Source organism: Nitratireductor mangrovi, from assembly GCF_007922615.2.
GTDB lineage: Bacteria > Pseudomonadota > Alphaproteobacteria > Rhizobiales > Rhizobiaceae > Mangrovimarina > Mangrovimarina mangrovi.
Genome location: NZ_CP042301.2, coordinates 3,294,414 through 3,310,478, shown reverse-complemented (window position 1 = coordinate 3,310,478; position 16,065 = coordinate 3,294,414). Strand labels below are relative to the sequence as shown.

The window sequence follows — 16,065 nt, the reverse complement described above, 5'->3', positions numbered from 1 at the left end:
CGATGGCTTCACATATTCGACATGAGGAAACAATCGCGGGAAGGCAGGATGCGGAGGATCGTCGCGGCCCGGCGCATCATGAACGACGCGCTTGGCCATTTCGACGCCGACGACGGGTGGTCGATGGCGAGCCACCTGGCGTTGTCGGCGCTGATGGCGCTGTTCCCGTTCCTGATCTTCGCGACGGCGCTGGCGAGCTTCCTCGGTGCCAACGCTTTTGCCGATACCGCTGTCCACCTGGTCTTCGATACCTGGCCGCAGGAGATCGCCGAGCCGATTGCGCGCGAGGTCTTCAACGTGCTGACCATCCAGCGCGGCGACTTCCTGACGGTCAGCGTCATTGCGGCGGCGTTGTTTGCGTCGAACGGCATCGAGGCGCTGAGGGTGTCGCTCAATCGCGCCTACCGTGTGACCGAAACCCGCTCCTTCATCTACCGGCGGTTGCAGAGTTTCGCCTTCGTCTTCATCGCGACGATGGGTTTTCTGGCGATCAGCGTGCTTCTGGTGCTAGCGCCGCTGGCGGCCCGCATCGCCGAACGGCAGTTCGTGTGGCTCGGGCCGTATATGGGAACGATCACGCTGTGGCGCTATGTGATTGCGTCCTCGGTCCTCGTCGTCGGGTTGATCGCCGTGCATTTCTGGCTGCCCGCCGGGAAGCGCAAATTCGTCGACGTCATTCCCGGCATCATCCTTACGCTTGCCGGCTGGCTCGCCGGTTCGACGCTGTTTGCGGCCTATCTGGAGCGTTTTTCCACCTATGTCTCGACCTATGCCGGGCTGGCCTCGATCATGATCGCGGTGATTTTCCTCTACATCGTCTCCATCATCTTCATCATGGGCGGCGAGTTCAACGCGGCGATCCGGCGCTACCGCGAGGCACGTGCGCGCATTCGCGGCTGAGCCGTGGCGAGGCCGACGCCGAGGGTGGCGACCGCCATGCCGCCGATCTGGACCAACGACAATTCCTCGCCGAACAGCAGCCAGGCGAGCACGGCCGTGACAGCGGGCACCAGGTAGAAGAGCGAGGCGACCTTGGAGACCTCGCCCTGTCTGATCAGGTACATGAGCAAGAAGATCGCGCCGATCGACAGCACCAGCACCAGCCAGGCAAAGGCGAAGACAAGCTCGCCGGTGACGGTGAAGGTGCCGGTCTCGAAGGCGAGGGCGATGACGCCGGTGAAGATGCCGGCGCCGAGATATTGGTAGATTGCGCCGCGCACGAGGTCGACACCCGACACGAAGCGCTTCTGCCAGATCGTCCCGGCGGCCATGCCCGTGACCGCGATCACCGCGGCACCCAGAGTGGCCGCGGTGACGCCGCCGCCCATGTCGCCGAGCTTTGGCGCCAGCACGATCGCAACGCCGGCGAACCCGACCACGAGCCCGACCCAGTGGCGCGGCAGGATGCGTTCGCCCAGGAACAGCCCGGCCATCATCGCCGTAATCAGCGGCTGCAGGCCGACGATCAGAGCCGAAAGCCCGGCCGGAAGCCCGTTCTTGATCGCCCAGAACACACCTCCGAGATAGGTGCCGTGCATGAGGATGCCGGCGATCATGGCGTGTATTGCCTCGTTGCGGCTAATCGGCCGGCGCGAGGCCGCGACCGGCAGGATGGCGGCGAGGATCAGGAACGCGATCACCGAGCGCACCGACAGGAAGCCGAACGGTTCCGACCACGGCATCGCGTAGCGGGCGCCGATGAAGCCGGTAGCCCACAGGAGAACGAAGAGCGCCGGAGCCAGGTTGGAAAGCTTCATTGTCCGTCCGTTGGTCTCGGGATGGTCTGCCGGGAGGCGAAGGCTGCGCAATAAGCAAAAGGAAAGCTTTGTCGGATAGGTTCCAGAAGCGGATTTCCGCCGAGCCAGGCGGGGTGCGCATGAAACGGAGGTGGGATCATGATCTGGAATCTCGGTTTCGGTTGGCTGTTCATGGCCGTCGCCACGGTCTGCATCCTGTCGTTCATCTTTTCCCTGGGGCTCAACGTCATTATCGGCCGTGACGGTTTCGGCCCGTTCGGCACGATGGCGATTGTGACCAGCGGCTTCTTCGGGTCGATCTACGCGCTCAACGCCTACGGCATCAGCCTGCGCGAGGTGCAGGAGGCGATCCTTGCCGGACTGGTCGGCGCCTTCATCCTTCTGATGGTGCTGCTCCTGTTCAAGGCGGTGATACGCCGGGTGTGAGCCCGGCCGCGCCAAAGCCCGCTTTCAGGCCGATCATCCTCCTGACGTCGCCAGGCGTCGCGCCCGCTTCGCGCAACGCCCTCAGGGCAGTGTCGCCGCGGCTCTTCGACAGCTTGCGGCCGTCGCGGTCGAGCACGAGGTCGTGGTGAAAGTAGGCCGGTACCGGCAGGCCGAGCAATTCCTGCAGCAGCCGGTGGACGGCTGTCGCGTAATAGAGGTCGCGGCCCCGAACGACATGGGTGATGCCCTGGATCGCATCATCGATGACAACGCAGAGATTGTAGCTCGCAGGCGTGTCGCGGCGGGCGAGGATCACATCGCCCCAGGCGCGTGGGTCGGCGGCAATGCGCCCGATCTCGCCGCCCGGTCCGGCGCCGTCCTCTTCCCAGAAGAGCGGCGCGGCCAGCCGCTCGAGTGCCGCCTCCATGTCGAGCCGCCACGAAAAAGGGGCGCCCTCGGCGATGCGTGTACGGCGTTCGCGTGACGAAAGCTGGCGGTCCTGATCTGGATAGACCGGCGCGCCGTCGGGGTCGCGCGGCCATGGCCGGCCCGCCTCCTCGCGGTCGGCGACGAAAGCGCGGGTCTCGCCGCGGCTCATGAACGCGGGGTAGACGAGTTCCGCCTCGATCAGACGGTCGAGCGCGGCGCCGTAGTCGGCGAAATGCTCCGACTGGCGCCGCACCGGCGCTTCCCATTCGAAGCCGAGCCAGGCGAGATCGGCCAGGATCCCGTGCTCGAATTCGGGCCGGCAGCGTTCGGTGTCGATATCCTCGATCCTGAGCAGCATGCGGCCGCCCGCGTCTCGGCAAAGCTGTGCGTTCACCAGCGCCGAGAGCGCGTGGCCGAGATGCAGTTCGCCGTTGGGGCTCGGTGCGAAGCGGAAGACCGGAACTGTCATGAGCCTTGCCGCGCCAGTTGGACCGCGTTCATGGCGCTTGCTACCTTGCCGCCGGCGGAAGGGGAAGGCCATGCGCAAGATCGACACGGTCGCGGACGTCATGGCGGGCCTCGACGCGCTCTGCCGCGCCGATCCGCGACTGGCCGCCATCCGCGCCCGGGCCGGCGAGGTGCCGTTGCGCCGGGTGCCGCCAGGCTTTGCCAGCCTGGTTTCAATCATCATCTCGCAGCAGGTCTCGCGCGCCAGTGCCGAGGCCATATCCGGCAGGCTGGCGCGGCTGGTCGCACCGATTTCGCCGCACGGGATTGCCACCGCCGGCGACGAGGTTTTCCGCGAGGCCGGCCTCTCGCGCCCGAAGCAGAAGACGGTGCGCGCGGTGGCCGAGGCGTTCCTCGCCGGGCAGATCGATCTCGACGAAGTTTGCCGGCTGTCCGCCGGCGAGGCGATCACCCGGATGACCTCGATCCATGGCATCGGCCCGTGGACGGCGGAGTGTTATCTCCTGTTTGCCGACGGCCACCCGGACATCTTTCCGGCGCGGGACGTCGCGCTGCAGACCGCGGTCGGCCACGCGCTCGGAATCGCGCCCCGACCGGGCGAAAAGCAGCTCTCCGGCATCGCCGAATCATGGCGTCCGCGGCGTGGCGTGGCGGCGCGGCTGTTCTGGGCCTATTACCGCGAATTGAAGGGCCGCGAGGCGGTTCCTGCCGCCGCCGACGTGCAATTGGCTGAAAAATAGCGGCTTTGCTGCGGCTTTCCTGCAACAGAAGCGCCGCAATCGCCGCTTCACATTCCTGACATCTGTCGCTTAGATTATCCGCGCCGTTCAGGTCCCCAGGAAAGGAGTCGACGGACGTGACGATTTCGGTGTCGCCGGACAGTCTTCCGGCACTCGTGCTCAACGCCGACTACCGCCCCCTCAGCTACTTTCCGCTGTCGCTGTGGTCCTGGCAGGATGCCATCAAGGCGGTGTTCCTCGATCGCGTGAACATCGTCGCCGAATACGAACACGCCGTCTCCTCGCCGTCCTTTTCGATGCGCGTGCCCAGCGTGGTGTGCCTGAAGGCCTATGTGAAGCCGTCGCGCCACCCGGCCTTTACCCGGTTCAACGTTTTCCTGCGCGATCGTTTCCAGTGCCAGTATTGCGGCGCGCGCGAGGATCTCACCTTCGACCACGTCGTGCCGCGCCGCTGCGGCGGAGCCACCACGTGGGAGAACGTCGTCGCCGCCTGCTCGCCCTGCAACCTGAGGAAGGGCGGCATGATGCCGAGCCAGGCGCGCATGTGGCCGACGCAGACGCCCTACCAGCCGACGGTGCACGATCTGCACAATAACGGGCGGCTGTTCCCGCCCAACTATCTGCACGAAAGCTGGATGGACTATCTCTACTGGGATGTCGAACTGGAGCCCTGAGGCCGCCCCTGCCTGCTAGGCTTTTCGCACCGCTCCGCCCAGCGCCACCGCCGCCAGCACCAGGCTCGCGACGGCGTTCCAGCCGGCAAAGGAGAGGCCAAGTATGCGCAGCGCCGCCTTGTCGCAGGAAGGCGGGATCACGGTGTTGATGGCGTCGAGAATGCCGGCGCCGGTCGAGGGCGGGGCCTCGACCACGCCGCAGTCGGCCGGGCCCTCCCACCAGCCCCATTCGACGCCGGAGTGGAAGACGCCAAGATAAAGCCCGTAGAGCATCAGCAGCCCGCCCGCCGCCAGCAAGGCGCGGGTGAGCACAGCCGGCCAGCGCAACCAGGCCGAAAGCGCGGCGAGCGCCATCAGCGGCACGCCGAGATAATAGGGCGTGCGCTGTTCGAGGCAGAGCTTGCAGGGAATGTAGCCGCCGATGTGCTCAAAGCCGAGCGCGGCGCCGACGACCGCCGCCATCGCCAGCATCAGGAACAGCGGCGCCGCGAGATGCCCGCCGCGGGTCGTCCGGTCGCTTGGCAGATCGGTCGTCACGGGCGCCTCTCGGTCAGAATACATATCTCACGGCGACGAAGCCGCCGACGAGGAGCACCATGAAAAGGGTGAAAAGAAGGCCCAGATTGTTCTCGATGAAGGCGCGGATCGGCTCGCCGTAGCGGTAGAGCAGCCAGGCAACGATGGTGAAGCGCAGGCCGCGGCCGATGATCGACACGATGATGAAGGTGACGACGTTGAGGCCTGTGAAGCCTGAAAATATGGTCAGCACCTTGTAGGGAAACGGCGTCACGGCGGCGAAGAGCACGCCCCAGCCGCCCCAGCGGTCGTACCAGCTCTGCACCTTCGCGAAGGAATCCTCGGCGTTGTAGAAGGCAAGGATCGGCTGGCCAAGCAGATCGAAGACGAATGCGCCGATCAGGTAGCCGAGCAGCGCGCCGGCCACCGAGGCGATCGTGCACAGCACCGCGTAACGCAGCCATTTCGCCCGCTCGGCCAGCACCATGGGGATCAGGAGCACGTCGGGCGGGATCGGGAACACCGAGCTTTCGATGAACGAGACCCCGGCGAGCGCCCGCTCGGCATGGCGGGTCGCGGCGAGCGACATGGTCCAGTCGTAGAGGCGGCGAAGCATGGCGCGTTCCCGTGAGGCAGGACTGTCTATGCCGGAAATCCGGCCGGATGCAACGGCCAATCGCGTCGCGGATCGGACGCGACAGTTGACGACGGGGGCGCTCGCCGTATAGTCCGCAGCCGATCGCCGGCTTGCCGGCGTTGGGTGTGCCCCTGTGGCGGAATTGGTAGACGCGCGCGACTCAAAATCGCGTTCCGCAAGGAGTGCTGGTTCGATCCCGGCCAGGGGCACCATCTTCTCGCTGACCGGGGGCAGCGTCGGCATCGCATGCTAGAACGACGCGACAGCTACGACCGGCTCGTTTCCGATTTTGCCTGGCAGATCCCGCAACGCCTCAATATCGGCGTTGCTGTCGCCGACGAGTGGGCCGCGCGCGAGCCGGATCGCGTGGCGCTGTTCGAATATCGCGGCGAGGGCGAGGCCGTTGCGCTCACCTATGGCGAGCTTGCCGCACGCTCGAACGCCTTCGCCAACGCGCTCGCCGCGCATGGCGTGACACGTGGCGACAGGGTCGCGCTGCTCCTGCCGCAGGGCTTCGAGACAGCAATCAGCCATGTCGCCATCTACAAGCTCGGGGCCATCGCCGTCCCGCTGGCGCTGCTTTTTGGGGTCGAGGCGCTCGAATACCGGCTCTTCACCGCCGGCGTGAAGGCGGTCGTGACCAATGCTGCCGGCCACGCCAAGCTTGCCAGAGTTCGCGATCGGCTGCCGCTGCTGGAACAGATCGTCGTGACCGACGGCGAGACGATCGGCGGGCTCGGATTCGACAGGCTCGTCGCCGACCATGCCGGGCCGTTCGACGCGGCCGACACGGGCCCTGACGACCCGGCAATGATGATCTTCACGTCCGGCACGACCGGGCCGCCGAAAGGCGCGCTGCACGGTCACCGGGTGCTTCTGGGTCACATTCCCGGTGTCCAGATGCCGCATGAATTCCTGCCGCGGCAAGGCGACCGGCTGTGGACACCGGCGGATTGGGCCTGGGCCGGCGGACTGCTGAACGTGCTCTTGCCTGGGCTGTTGCTTGGCGTGCCGGTGGTTGCCTCACGCGCCGAAAAGTTCGACCCCGAGGCCGCGTTTGCGCTGATGGACCGCATGGCCGTGCGCAACGCCTTCATCCCGCCGACGGCGCTCAGGATGATGAAAACGGTCACCAGCATCTGCGAACGCCACAGGCTCGCCCTGCGCACCATCGGCTCGGGTGGCGAGGCGCTCGGCCGCGAGACCTATGAGTGGGCGCGCGAGGAACTCGGCCTGACCATCAACGAGTTCTACGGCCAGACCGAGTGCAATCTGGTGCTGTCCTCCTGCGCCGCGATCGGGGTCAGCCGCGCCGGGGCCATCGGCCGGCCGGTTCCGGGCCATGAGGTCGCGGTGATCGATGCCGAGGGCCGCTCGAATAAGGCCGGCGAAGCGGGGCAGATCGCGGTCAGGCGGCCGGATCCGGTGATGTTCCTGGAATATTGGCAGAACCCGGAAGCGACGGCGCGCAAGTTTGTCGGCGACTGGATGCTGACCGGCGACCAGGGCGTGGTCGACAAAGACGGCTATTTCCATTTCTTCGGCCGCGATGATGACGTCATCACCTCGGCGGGCTACCGCATCGGCCCGACCGAGATCGAGGACTGCCTCACCGGTCACCCGGCGGTGGCGCTGGCCGCCGCCGTCGGCAAGCCGGACACGCTGAGGACGGAGATCGTCAAGGCCTATGTCGTCCTGAAGGAGGGCTTCGAACGGTCCGACGCGCTGGCGGCCGAAATCAGCGGTTGGGTGCGCGAACGGCTTTCCGCCCATGAATATCCGCGCGAGGTCGAATTCGTCGATTCCATGCCGCTCACCACCACCGGCAAGGTGATCCGCCGTATCTTCCGCGATCGGGCGCGGGAGGAGGCGGGAGCCTAGCAGGCAGGGTCGCCGCTCTCGCCCCCGCGTCAGCGATTTCAGCCGCGGCCGACGAGGCCCTTGATGCGGTTGCGCAGGATACGGGCGAAGTTGCGCGTCTCGCGGTTGAGGTGAATCTGTCCAGCCGCTTGGCGCGCCGCCTTGTCGCTTTCCGGGGTCAGTCCGACGATCAGCGTGCCCATCTCGCGGCGCTCGCTCCACAATCGGCTCATCACGGGATGGTCCGGCACCGCACAGGAATCGGTAGCGTCGATATTCGGATCGTCCAGATGCGTCCGAGTGACCTCGATCATCAGCAGCGTGCCCGGCGAATAGCCCGCGAAATTCTCGTCGTAAGCGGTCTTCCAAGTATAGGCCTGGCCGGCCTCGATGAAGACGATCAGGCTGGCGATCGGCCGGCCGTCGAGAGTGAGTGTGTGGATGCGGCAGAGATCCTGCTGCGCCAGGCGATGCACGGCCTCGCGCGCGAAGGCGGCGCGGAAACGGTCGATCACCATGGCGGTGCGTTCGCGACCCTTCCAGCCCGAAGCCTCCAGCGCCAGGAACGCTTCCAGCGCGTGACGAACCTCGTCCGGCTGGCGGGCAATGGTGTAGGCCACCTCGCCATGCTCGCCGAGACGTCGCTTCAGGCGGCGGAATTCGCGGAAATGGTGCGAACGCAGCGAGCCGCGCAGGTAAGCGTCGCCGTCGAGGTCGCTGTCAAGAAACGGCCGCATCGCGCGCATGGTGGTGATCACCGGCAGGTCGAGCCCGATCGCGGCGGTGCGGATCAGGCGCGCCACCGGACCATCCATCCGCAGGTCGGGCAGCACCAGCACCTTCGGCAGCTTCAGGCGCGGGCGAGAAAGCATCGAGAAGAAGTCCTCGATCACGCCGACCGGGTCGTCGCGGTCGATCAACGGCGTGCCGAGCGGACCGAACGGGCTCGACCAGGTGCGCATCACCGGCACGCCGATCGGTCCGGCGGGCTTCTCGACCGAGAACGGAACCAGCAGGCGCAAGCGGTTCTTGGTCTCGTCGCCGTCGCGGATCACTGCGAGCCGCACCTCGCGATCCTCCAGCCTCGGCATCGCCGGTGCCAGGAAGCGTGGATTGAAGAAGATGTTGGGCTCGACGGTGCGCACGCACAGGAAGTCGAGTTCCTCGACGAGGTCGAAGCCGGCCGAGGCCGGGTAGATGGCGAGACGCCGCGGCGGCCGGTCCGGAGCCAGGATCTCGGTACCGAGCTGCTCGCGCGCCTCGCCGACGACGCCGGCGAGATTTGCGATCAGCGGCCCGGCCGGGCTGCCTGCGGTTTCTTCGATCAGGGGGACAGCAGCCATCTCAGCCTCTGGTGACCGCGGTGCGGGGAGCGACGATCAGCATGGCGATGCCGAGCCGCCGCCATACGGTGAAGGAAAGTGCCGCCGCCTCGAAGCTCATCGCGATCGCCGTCGCGATCGCCGCGCCCCAGAGCCCGTATTGCGGGATCATGATCACGTTGAGCGCGACATTGAGCGATAACGCCAGGGCGTAGACGAGGGCGCAGACGTTCTGGTTGCCGGTCATGGTGAGCAGGCTTTCAGCCGGCCCGACTGCCGCGCGGGCCACGACGCCCGCCGTCAGCACGAAAAGCAGCGGGTAGCCGGCGACGAACTCGGCGCCGAAGAGATGCAGCATGGGCTGGCCGAGCAGGAGTACGACGACGGCCATTGCCAGCGATGGCCAGAATGTCCACGAAACCGTCTCGCGGGCGAAGGCGTCGAGCGCGGCCGGGTCGTTGCCATGGGTCAGCCGCGCATAACGCTGGGCGACGCCGGCCTTGACCGCGAAATAGACGAAATGCACCAGCGCCAGCGTCTTCACGGTGGCGTAGTAGACGGCGACGTCGTCGGGAGCCATGAAGCGGCCGACCATGAGCACGTCGGCATTGGTCAACAGGAAGAAGAAGCTCTCGACCAGGAAAATCGGCATCGAGACCAGCACCCATTGCCGCATCAGGAAGGTCTTGGGGCCGTCCTCTGTCTTGCGATCGACGCGTCCGGTGACCGAGACAAGCTGATAGATCGTGGTGGCGTAGGTTGCGAGGATCGCCGCGATCACGGCGGTTTCCGCGCAAGGCTGGAAACCGGCCAGCAGGGCGCCGCCCATGAAGACAAGCAACAGCACCGGGCGGATGAGATAGGTCGGCGACAACGCCGACACCGCCCAGGCATTGGCGCGCGAAATGCCCTGCAGCGCGTCCGAAAGCGAGATCATCGGCAGGCAGATGATGCCGAGATAGAACGGCACGATGTAGTAACTCTCGATCGACGGCGCGAACAGCCAGATGCCGGCGGCCCCGATGGCGGCGACGAGCGTCGACGCGAACAGCACGAACAGGCGGCTCGCGAGCAGCATGCCGCGCATTTCGGCAAGCAGTCCCTTCTCCCGGTATTCGGGGATGAAGCGGATCACCGAGGTGTGGAAGCCGAGGCAGGACAGGTTGCCGACAATGATCACGGTCACCCAGACCAGCACGAAGATGCCGTATTCGAAGCTGCCCATCCAGCGCGCAAGAAGCACCTGGCTGACGAAGGCGATGACGGCGTTGATGATGCGGATGGCGAAGGCGATGACCGACATGCGGCCGGCCTCGCCGCGATCGTCGGACCCCGAGAGGATCGCGTCGACAGCGTCGAGCAGAGGCCGTGCGCGAAGCGCAAGTCGCTCCGGCAGCATTCGTTCCGCAGTCGTGGCGGCGGAAAATCGCACGCAATACTCTCCGCTTTCCGTCGGTCCTTTCCCTTAGCGGAGAACCTTTAAGAAACGGTTCGGCGGGCCCGGCAAACGGGTCGGCAGCGAGCGCTATCCGCCCTTCTTCAGGGCGTCTTCGAGGCGCATCGTGGCCGATCCGGGCTTCAGCGGTTGTTGCTGGGAGGGGTGCGGCGCCCACCCCGACAGCCAGATGAAGGAGAAGGTGGCGCGGATGCGGCCGTCGCTGTCGGCATAGCGTTCAGCGTAGATTTGCGCCGCGCGCAGAAAGACCGCGCGCGCGGTCGGCCGTCTCAGACGGCCGACAAGCGTATTGGTAGCGCCCATCTCGCGCAGGTCGCGCATCAGGTCGAACATTGTGTCGTAGCGCACCGTCACGCTGTCGGCGTCGGCGACCGGCAGGGCAAAGCCAGCGCGTTGCAGTAGCCCGCCGGCATCGCGGACGTCGGCAAAGGGAAAGACGCGCGGGCTGGCGCCGCCCGTGACCTCGGTTTCGGCCGCGAGCAGCGACTGCCGCAGTTCCTCCAGCGTGCCGCCCCCGGCCATGGCGCCGAGGAACAGGCCGTCGGGGCGCAGCGCCCGGCGAATCTGGATCAACCAGCCCGGCAGGTCGTTGACCTCATGCATGGTCAGCAGTGATGCTGCGAGGTCGATGCTTTGCAGTTCGAGCGGCAGGACCTCATTGTCCGAAACGAAGCCGGCGCCGCCGTCGAGGAAGGCCTTGTCGGGCTCCACCCGCACGACATTGTCCGTCTTGCCGCTGCCGCGCAGGGCGAGCGCGGCATGCGGTGTCAGGCAATGGATCGCGGCGGCGGCGGCGAAACGCCGCTCCACCGTGGCGAGGCGGTCGGCGAGGTCCTCCGCTGCGCGCTCCATCAGGAAGGCGGCAACCGGCCTGCTGCCGGCCAGCAGCCGTTTTTTGCGCGCGAGTGCCGTTTGCGGATCGAACACCGGTTCCATGGTCAACCGCGCGGCAGGCGCTGCCGGCCCGCTACGGCAGGCATCACGAGATGGTGGCAGAAACGCCTTTCTGCTAGGGTCGGGCAGCCGTCCATGGGAAAGCGTGGTGAACCAACTTGCCGGCGAGATCAAGCGCGCGATGGCGGCCGGTTCGGCCTTTGCCGCTAGGGTCCTCTTTCCGCCGGTCTGCGGAGGCTGCCGCCGTCTGGTCAGCGAGCCGGGCACGCTGTGCGGCACCTGCTGGCGCGGCCTGCGGCTGATCGAGCGGCCTTTTTGCGAGGTGCTGGGCATGCCCTTCGCCGTCAACATGGGCGAGGGTGCGGTGTCGGCCGGAGCGATCGCCGAGCCGCCGCCCTTTGCCCGCGCCCGCGCTGCCGTGGCCTACTCAGGCGTCGCGCGCCGGTTGGTGCAAGGGTTGAAGTATCGCGACCGTACCGACCTTGCGCCATGGATGGCGCGATGGATGGTGCGGGCGGGGGGCGACGTGCTTGTCGGTGCCGACATGATCGTGCCGGTGCCACTCCACCGGCGGCGGTTCTTCTTCCGGCGTTTCAACCAGGCGGCGGAACTGGCCCGCACCGTGGCACGCCTTGCCGGCGTCGCCTTCGAGCCGACGCTTGTCGTGCGGGCGCGGCGCACCCGACAGCAGGTCGGGCTCGGCCTGCGCGAACGCGAAACCAATGTGCGCGGAGCCTTCCGGGTTCCGCCCGCCGCGCGCCCGCTGGTCAAGGGCAAGCGCGTTCTGGTGATCGACGACGTCTACACTACAGGGGCCACCGTCTCGGCGATGGCGCGCTGCCTCAACCGTTCTGGCGCGGCCCAGGTCGACATTCTGACCTTTGCCCGCGTCATCGGTGAGGACTTCCGGGACGGCGAAGACGGCCCTATATAGGGTCCGAACGACAGGAAAGGCGAATGACGGACGTCACGATCTACACCCGCGCTTTCTGCGGCTATTGCACGGCTGCCAAGCGGCTGCTCGACCGCAAGGGCGTGTCGTACACGGAACACGATGCAAGTTTTTCGCCCGAGTTGCGCAGCGAAATGATGACCCGTTCCGGACGCACCACCTTCCCGCAGATCTTCGTCGGCGAGGTTCATGTCGGCGGTTGCGACGAGTTGCACGCACTTGAAGCGAGCGGGCGGCTTGACGCGCTGCTTGCCGGCGGCGCGGCCGCGTGAGGTGGCTGGCGTGACCCGGTTCAAGGCAGCCGCGCTGCAGATGCGATCGGGCATGGACCCGGCGGAGAATGCGCGCGCCTTCGAGGCGATGGTGCGGGAGGCCGCCCGTCTAGGCGCGAGCTACGTGCAGTCACCGGAGATGACCGGAGCTTTGGTGCGCGACCGCGCGACCCTGCGAAAAATCATCCGCCCTCAGGAAGAGGACAGCCTGGCGGCGACGGCGCGGCGGCTTGCAGCGGAACTGGCGATCACGGTCCATCTCGGCTCGACGCCGATTGCGCTCGCCGACGGCAAGGTCGCCAACCGCGCCTTCCTGTTCGGCCCCGACGGCGCGCTCGTCGCCATCTACGACAAGATCCACATGTTCGACGTTGATCTCGACCATGGCGAGAGCTGGCGTGAATCGGCGACCTACCAGCCGGGCGGCGCGGCGATGGTTGCCGAACTTCCCTTGGCCAGCATCGGATTGGCGATCTGCTACGATCTGCGCTTTCCGCAGCTTTTCCGGGCGCAGGCCATGGCAGGGGCGCAGGTGCTGACCGCACCCGCCGCCTTCACCCGCCAGACCGGCGAGGCGCACTGGCACGTGCTGACGCGGGCGCGGGCGATCGAGAACGGCGCGTGGATGATTGCGGCGGCCCAGGGCGGCCTTCACCAAGACGGTCGCGAGACGTTCGGCCATTCGGTCATCGTCGATCCGTGGGGCGGTATCGCTGCGGAGGCGGAGGGCGATGAACCCGGCATCATTGTGGCCGACATCGATACGGAGGCCTCGACCAAGGCGCGCGCCAAGATCCCCAATCTGCGCAACGGGCGCGACTTCGCGGTCGAGGTGGCGGCCGCCGGCGCCACAGCGGCGCGACGGGCTGCCGCTTCATGATCCGCTTTTCGCTGCATTGCGATGACGGGCACGAGTTCGAGGCCTGGTTCCGCGGCAATGCCGACTACGAGGCACAGGCCGCGCGCGGCCTCGTCGCCTGCCCTTCCTGTGGTTCGGCCAAGGTCGGCAAATCGCTGATGGCGCCGGCGGTGGCGACCGGCCGTTCACGCGAGAAGGTGGCGCTTGCCGCCAGCCCCGAACAGAAAAAGGCGATGGCGCAGTTGCGCAAGCTCGCCGCCAAGATGCGCGAGAACGCCGACTATGTCGGCGACAAGTTCGCTGACGAGGCGCGCAAGATACACTTCGGCGAGACCGAGGCGCGCGGCATCTATGGCGAGGCGACCGGCGAGGAAGTCAAGGGCCTGCTCGACGACGGCGTCGATTTCATGCCGATCCCCGACCTGCCCGACGACAAGAACTGATCCCTTCGCCCAGCCGCCCGCTTCGACCGGTGACAGCGCCTGAGCCGGCAGCGGCTGCCCGTCAGTCGTTGGCGGGCTTGTCGGCCAATAGCATGTAGTTGACGTCCATGTCGCGCGAGCGCTGCCAGCGATCGCCCAGCGGGCTGTAGACCACGCCGGTACGGTCGATGACGTTCATGCCGGCCGAACCCAGTGCCCGCGTCAGCTCTTCCGGGCGCACCAGCTTGTTGAACTGGTGGGTGCCGCGCGGCAGCCAACGCAGGACGTATTCGGCTCCGAAGATCGCCAGTCCGAGCGCCTTCAGCGTGCGGTTGATGGTGGCGACAAACATGATCCCGCCCGGCTTCACCATCTCGGCGCATTTGGCGATGAAGAGGTTCATGTCGGCGACGTGTTCGACCACCTCCATGTTGAGGATGATATCGAACCGTTCGCCGGCGTCGGCCAGTTCCTCGGCGGTCGCAGCGCGGTAGTCGATCTTGAGGCCGCTCTCGGCGGCATGCAGCCGGGCGACCTCGATATTGGTCTCGGATGCATCGGCCCCGACGACGTCGGCCCCGAGCCGGGCCATGGGTTCGCACAGCAGCCCGCCTCCGCAGCCGATGTCGAGGATTCGCAGCCCCTGGAAGGGCCGCGATGAGCGCGGGTCGCGCCCGAAGCGGTTCGCCACCTGGTCGCGGATATAGGCCAGCCGCACGGGATTGAACTTGTGCAGCGGGCGGAACTTGCCCTTCGGGTCCCACCATTCCGCAGCAAGCGCGGAAAAATGCTCGATCTCGCGGGCATCGATCGTCGTGGCTCGGGTCTCGGGCATGGCAGCCTCCTCTGCGGCCCCCGAAATTTGGGTTGGAGGCAGCCAAAGTCAAGGCGGGAAAATGGTACCGGGACAGTCCCGATCTAGGCCAGCTGCGCGGCAGCACCCTTGCTTGCAGAACGCCTGTCGTTTCGCTATGGAAACCGCGCATTGCGCCGCGGCTCACGCTGGCGGCGCTCCGTCTGGCGCCCGGCCGGCAGAACCGGGCGCCTCCCCGGCACAAGGCTCCACGCTTCCATGGCGCGTATCGTGATGAAATTCGGCGGAACGTCCGTCGCCGACATCGATCGCATCCGCAATGTCGCGCGCCATGTCAAACGCGAGGTCGATGCCGGCCACGAAGTTGCCGTCGTGGTGTCGGCCATGGCAGGCAAGACCAACGAACTGGTCGCCTGGACACGCGAGGCCTCGCCCCTTCACGACGCGCGCGAATATGATGCCGTGGTCGCCTCGGGCGAACAGGTGACGGCCGGGCTGCTGGCCATCGCGCTGCAGGCCATGGGCGTGCACGCGCGCTCGTGGCAAGGCTGGCAGATACCGATCCAGACCGACAACGCGCATGGCGCTGCGCGCATAACCGATATCGACGGCTCGTTCCTGATTAGGCGTTTCGGCGAGGGACAGGTCGCTGTCATCGCCGGCTTCCAGGGCATCGGCCCCGACAACCGCATCGCCACGTTGGGGCGGGGCGGTTCCGACACCAGCGCGGTGGCGATCGCGGCCGCCGTCGGCGCCGACCGCTGCGATATCTACACCGATGTCGATGGGGTCTACACCACCGACCCGCGCATCGAGCCCAAGGCGCGCCGGCTTTCGCGCATTTCCTTCGAGGAAATGCTGGAGATGGCCTCGCTCGGTGCCAAGGTGTTGCAGGTGCGTTCGGTCGAGCTGGCGATGGTACACAAGGTCAGGACATTCGTGCGGTCCTCGTTCGAGGACCCCGACGCGCCCGGAATGGGAGATTTCGACAACCCGCCGGGAACGCTCATTTGCGAAGAGGATGAAATCGTGGAACAGCAGGTGGTCACCGGCATCGCCTATGCCAAGGACGAGGCGCAGGTTTCGCTCAGGCGCGTGGCCGACCGTCCCGGGGTCGCCGCCGGCATCTTCGGGCCGCTGGCGGAAGCCAACATCAATGTCGACATGATCGTCCAGAACATCTCCGAGGACGGCTCGCGCACCGACATGACGTTCACGGTGCCGTCCGGCGACGTCGACAAGGCGCTGGCCGTGCTTGCCAAGGTCCGTGAGACGGTCGGCTTCGATGCCGTCCAGCACGAGGCTGGCATGGTCAAGGTCTCGGTGATCGGCATCGGAATGCGAAGCCACGCCGGCGTTGCGGCAACCGCGTTCAAGGCGCTGTCGGAGAAGGGCATCAATATTCGCGCCATCACAACGTCGGAGATCAAGATTTCGATCCTCATCGATGGGCCGTATGCCGAACTGGCGGTGCGCACTTTGCATTCCGTCTACGGGCTGGATAAGCAATAGAAGACTAAGATAGGCACGGCCTCGACCGTCGCGGCGATTCGCGCCCGGCGGGGCG

At 66.6% G+C, this 16,065-nt stretch carries 18 protein-coding genes and 1 tRNA gene; 11 read left to right on the top strand and 8 right to left on the bottom strand.

What is annotated here, in order from left to right; genetic code table 11:
• Positions 1–48: 48 nt before the first annotated feature.
• Positions 49–900: a YihY/virulence factor BrkB family protein gene (locus FQ775_RS16080; RefSeq protein ID WP_146300172.1), complete on the top strand. Its 852-nt coding sequence runs from the start codon at positions 49–51 to the stop codon at positions 898–900.
• Here the strand turns inward: FQ775_RS16080 and FQ775_RS16075 are convergent.
• Positions 867–1,757 (bottom strand): DMT family transporter, encoded by an 891-nt coding sequence (locus FQ775_RS16075; protein ID WP_146300171.1) that lies wholly within the window; start codon positions 1,755–1,757, stop codon positions 867–869. The genes FQ775_RS16080 and FQ775_RS16075 overlap by 34 nt on opposite strands.
• 138 nt (positions 1,758–1,895) lie before the next feature.
• Here FQ775_RS16075 and FQ775_RS16070 point away from each other — a divergent pair, with 138 nt between their 5' ends.
• Positions 1,896–2,183, top strand: coding sequence for a hypothetical protein (locus FQ775_RS16070; protein WP_146300170.1), 288 nt, complete (start codon positions 1,896–1,898; stop codon positions 2,181–2,183).
• Here the strand turns inward: FQ775_RS16070 and gluQRS are convergent.
• Entirely contained in the window at positions 2,158–3,081 is a 924-nt protein-coding gene (gene gluQRS / locus FQ775_RS16065; RefSeq protein WP_146300169.1) for a tRNA glutamyl-Q(34) synthetase GluQRS, read from the bottom strand. The genes FQ775_RS16070 and gluQRS overlap by 26 nt on opposite strands.
• Before the next feature lie 70 nt (positions 3,082–3,151).
• Here gluQRS and FQ775_RS16060 point away from each other — a divergent pair, with 70 nt between their 5' ends.
• Together FQ775_RS16060 and FQ775_RS16055 are read left to right on the top strand one after the other, a co-directional pair.
• Entirely contained in the window at positions 3,152–3,820 is a 669-nt protein-coding gene (locus FQ775_RS16060) for a DNA-3-methyladenine glycosylase family protein (protein WP_146300168.1), read from the top strand.
• A 116-nt stretch (positions 3,821–3,936) separates the two neighbouring features.
• Positions 3,937–4,494, top strand: a complete 558-nt coding sequence (locus FQ775_RS16055; RefSeq protein ID WP_146300167.1) for an HNH endonuclease — start codon at positions 3,937–3,939, stop codon at positions 4,492–4,494.
• A 15-nt stretch (positions 4,495–4,509) separates the two neighbouring features.
• Here the strand turns inward: FQ775_RS16055 and FQ775_RS16050 are convergent, their stop codons facing one another.
• Positions 4,510–4,965: a disulfide bond formation protein B gene (locus tag FQ775_RS16050; protein ID WP_246730384.1), complete on the bottom strand. Its 456-nt coding sequence runs from the start codon at positions 4,963–4,965 to the stop codon at positions 4,510–4,512.
• Positions 4,966–5,044: 79 nt separating this feature from the next.
• The gene (locus FQ775_RS16045; RefSeq protein WP_146300165.1) at positions 5,045–5,626 is read right to left on the bottom strand and encodes a YqaA family protein; all 582 of its coding nucleotides are present in this window, start codon (positions 5,624–5,626) and stop codon (positions 5,045–5,047) included.
• 148 nt (positions 5,627–5,774) lie between these two features.
• Between FQ775_RS16045 and FQ775_RS16040 the strand changes: the two genes are divergently transcribed.
• Positions 5,775–5,859 (top strand) — tRNA-Leu (locus FQ775_RS16040).
• Between the two features lie 34 nt (positions 5,860–5,893).
• Positions 5,894–7,528 carry an AMP-binding protein gene (locus tag FQ775_RS16035; RefSeq protein WP_146300164.1) on the top strand — a complete coding sequence of 545 codons (1,635 nt, stop codon included), beginning with the start codon at positions 5,894–5,896 and terminating at the stop codon, positions 7,526–7,528.
• 38 nt (positions 7,529–7,566) lie between these two features.
• On the opposite strand, the gene FQ775_RS16030 is transcribed toward FQ775_RS16035, so the two are convergent.
• From FQ775_RS16030 to FQ775_RS16020, 3 genes are all read right to left on the bottom strand, one after another.
• A complete protein-coding gene (locus tag FQ775_RS16030; RefSeq protein WP_146300163.1) occupies positions 7,567–8,850 on the bottom strand; it encodes a GNAT family N-acetyltransferase in 1,284 nt (427 codons plus the stop codon).
• Between the two features lies 1 nt (position 8,851).
• A complete protein-coding gene (locus tag FQ775_RS16025; RefSeq protein ID WP_146300162.1) occupies positions 8,852–10,261 on the bottom strand; it encodes an oligosaccharide flippase family protein in 1,410 nt (469 codons plus the stop codon).
• A 93-nt stretch (positions 10,262–10,354) separates the two neighbouring features.
• Positions 10,355–11,221 (bottom strand): methyltransferase domain-containing protein, encoded by an 867-nt coding sequence (locus FQ775_RS16020; protein ID WP_146300161.1) that lies wholly within the window; start codon positions 11,219–11,221, stop codon positions 10,355–10,357.
• 139 nt (positions 11,222–11,360) lie between these two features.
• Between FQ775_RS16020 and FQ775_RS16015 the strand changes: the two genes are divergently transcribed.
• The 4 genes from FQ775_RS16015 to FQ775_RS16000 are packed head-to-tail and all read left to right on the top strand — an operon-like array spanning position 11,361 to position 13,705.
• The gene (locus FQ775_RS16015; RefSeq protein ID WP_146301979.1) at positions 11,361–12,113 is read left to right on the top strand and encodes a ComF family protein; all 753 of its coding nucleotides are present in this window, start codon (positions 11,361–11,363) and stop codon (positions 12,111–12,113) included.
• 23 nt (positions 12,114–12,136) lie between these two features.
• The gene (grxC, locus tag FQ775_RS16010) at positions 12,137–12,403 is read left to right on the top strand and encodes a glutaredoxin 3 (protein WP_146300160.1); all 267 of its coding nucleotides are present in this window, start codon (positions 12,137–12,139) and stop codon (positions 12,401–12,403) included.
• 10 nt (positions 12,404–12,413) lie between these two features.
• A complete protein-coding gene (locus tag FQ775_RS16005) occupies positions 12,414–13,283 on the top strand; it encodes a carbon-nitrogen hydrolase family protein (RefSeq protein WP_146300159.1) in 870 nt (289 codons plus the stop codon).
• Positions 13,280–13,705, top strand: a complete 426-nt coding sequence (locus FQ775_RS16000) for a DUF1178 family protein (protein ID WP_146300158.1) — start codon at positions 13,280–13,282, stop codon at positions 13,703–13,705. Before FQ775_RS16005 ends, FQ775_RS16000 begins: the two co-directional genes overlap by 4 nt.
• Positions 13,706–13,766: 61 nt before the next feature.
• Here the strand turns inward: FQ775_RS16000 and ubiG are convergent, their stop codons facing one another.
• Positions 13,767–14,519, bottom strand: coding sequence for a bifunctional 2-polyprenyl-6-hydroxyphenol methylase/3-demethylubiquinol 3-O-methyltransferase UbiG (gene ubiG, locus FQ775_RS15995; RefSeq protein WP_146300157.1), 753 nt, complete (start codon positions 14,517–14,519; stop codon positions 13,767–13,769).
• A gap of 237 nt (positions 14,520–14,756) precedes the next feature.
• Between ubiG and FQ775_RS15990 the strand changes: the two genes are divergently transcribed.
• Positions 14,757–16,010 (top strand): aspartate kinase, encoded by a 1,254-nt coding sequence (locus tag FQ775_RS15990; RefSeq protein WP_146300156.1) that lies wholly within the window; start codon positions 14,757–14,759, stop codon positions 16,008–16,010.
• Positions 16,011–16,065: the final 55 nt, after the last annotated feature.

What these genes read in the sequence shown, in the direction of transcription:
- FQ775_RS16030 (WP_146300163.1), bottom strand. Translation starts at nt 8,850, where the DNA reads ATGGCTGCTGTCCCCCTGATCGAAGAAACCGCAGGCAGCCCGGCCGGG.
- FQ775_RS16020 (WP_146300161.1), bottom strand. Translation starts at nt 11,221, where the DNA reads ATGGAACCGGTGTTCGATCCGCAAACGGCACTCGCGCGCAAAAAACGG.
- FQ775_RS16075 (WP_146300171.1), bottom strand. Translation starts at nt 1,757, where the DNA reads ATGAAGCTTTCCAACCTGGCTCCGGCGCTCTTCGTTCTCCTGTGGGCT.
- FQ775_RS16015 (WP_146301979.1), top strand. Translation starts at nt 11,361, where the DNA reads ATGGCGGCCGGTTCGGCCTTTGCCGCTAGGGTCCTCTTTCCGCCGGTC.
- FQ775_RS16000 (WP_146300158.1), top strand. Translation starts at nt 13,280, where the DNA reads ATGATCCGCTTTTCGCTGCATTGCGATGACGGGCACGAGTTCGAGGCC.
- gluQRS (WP_146300169.1), bottom strand. Translation starts at nt 3,081, where the DNA reads ATGACAGTTCCGGTCTTCCGCTTCGCACCGAGCCCCAACGGCGAACTG.
- FQ775_RS16060 (WP_146300168.1), top strand. Translation starts at nt 3,152, where the DNA reads ATGCGCAAGATCGACACGGTCGCGGACGTCATGGCGGGCCTCGACGCG.
- grxC (WP_146300160.1), top strand. Translation starts at nt 12,137, where the DNA reads ATGACGGACGTCACGATCTACACCCGCGCTTTCTGCGGCTATTGCACG.
- FQ775_RS16080 (WP_146300172.1), top strand. Translation starts at nt 49, where the DNA reads ATGCGGAGGATCGTCGCGGCCCGGCGCATCATGAACGACGCGCTTGGC.
- FQ775_RS16045 (WP_146300165.1), bottom strand. Translation starts at nt 5,626, where the DNA reads ATGCTTCGCCGCCTCTACGACTGGACCATGTCGCTCGCCGCGACCCGC.
- FQ775_RS15990 (WP_146300156.1), top strand. Translation starts at nt 14,757, where the DNA reads ATGGCGCGTATCGTGATGAAATTCGGCGGAACGTCCGTCGCCGACATC.
- FQ775_RS16070 (WP_146300170.1), top strand. Translation starts at nt 1,896, where the DNA reads ATGATCTGGAATCTCGGTTTCGGTTGGCTGTTCATGGCCGTCGCCACG.
- FQ775_RS16035 (WP_146300164.1), top strand. Translation starts at nt 5,894, where the DNA reads ATGCTAGAACGACGCGACAGCTACGACCGGCTCGTTTCCGATTTTGCC.
- FQ775_RS16050 (WP_246730384.1), bottom strand. Translation starts at nt 4,965, where the DNA reads ATGCTGGCGATGGCGGCGGTCGTCGGCGCCGCGCTCGGCTTTGAGCAC.
- ubiG (WP_146300157.1), bottom strand. Translation starts at nt 14,519, where the DNA reads ATGCCCGAGACCCGAGCCACGACGATCGATGCCCGCGAGATCGAGCAT.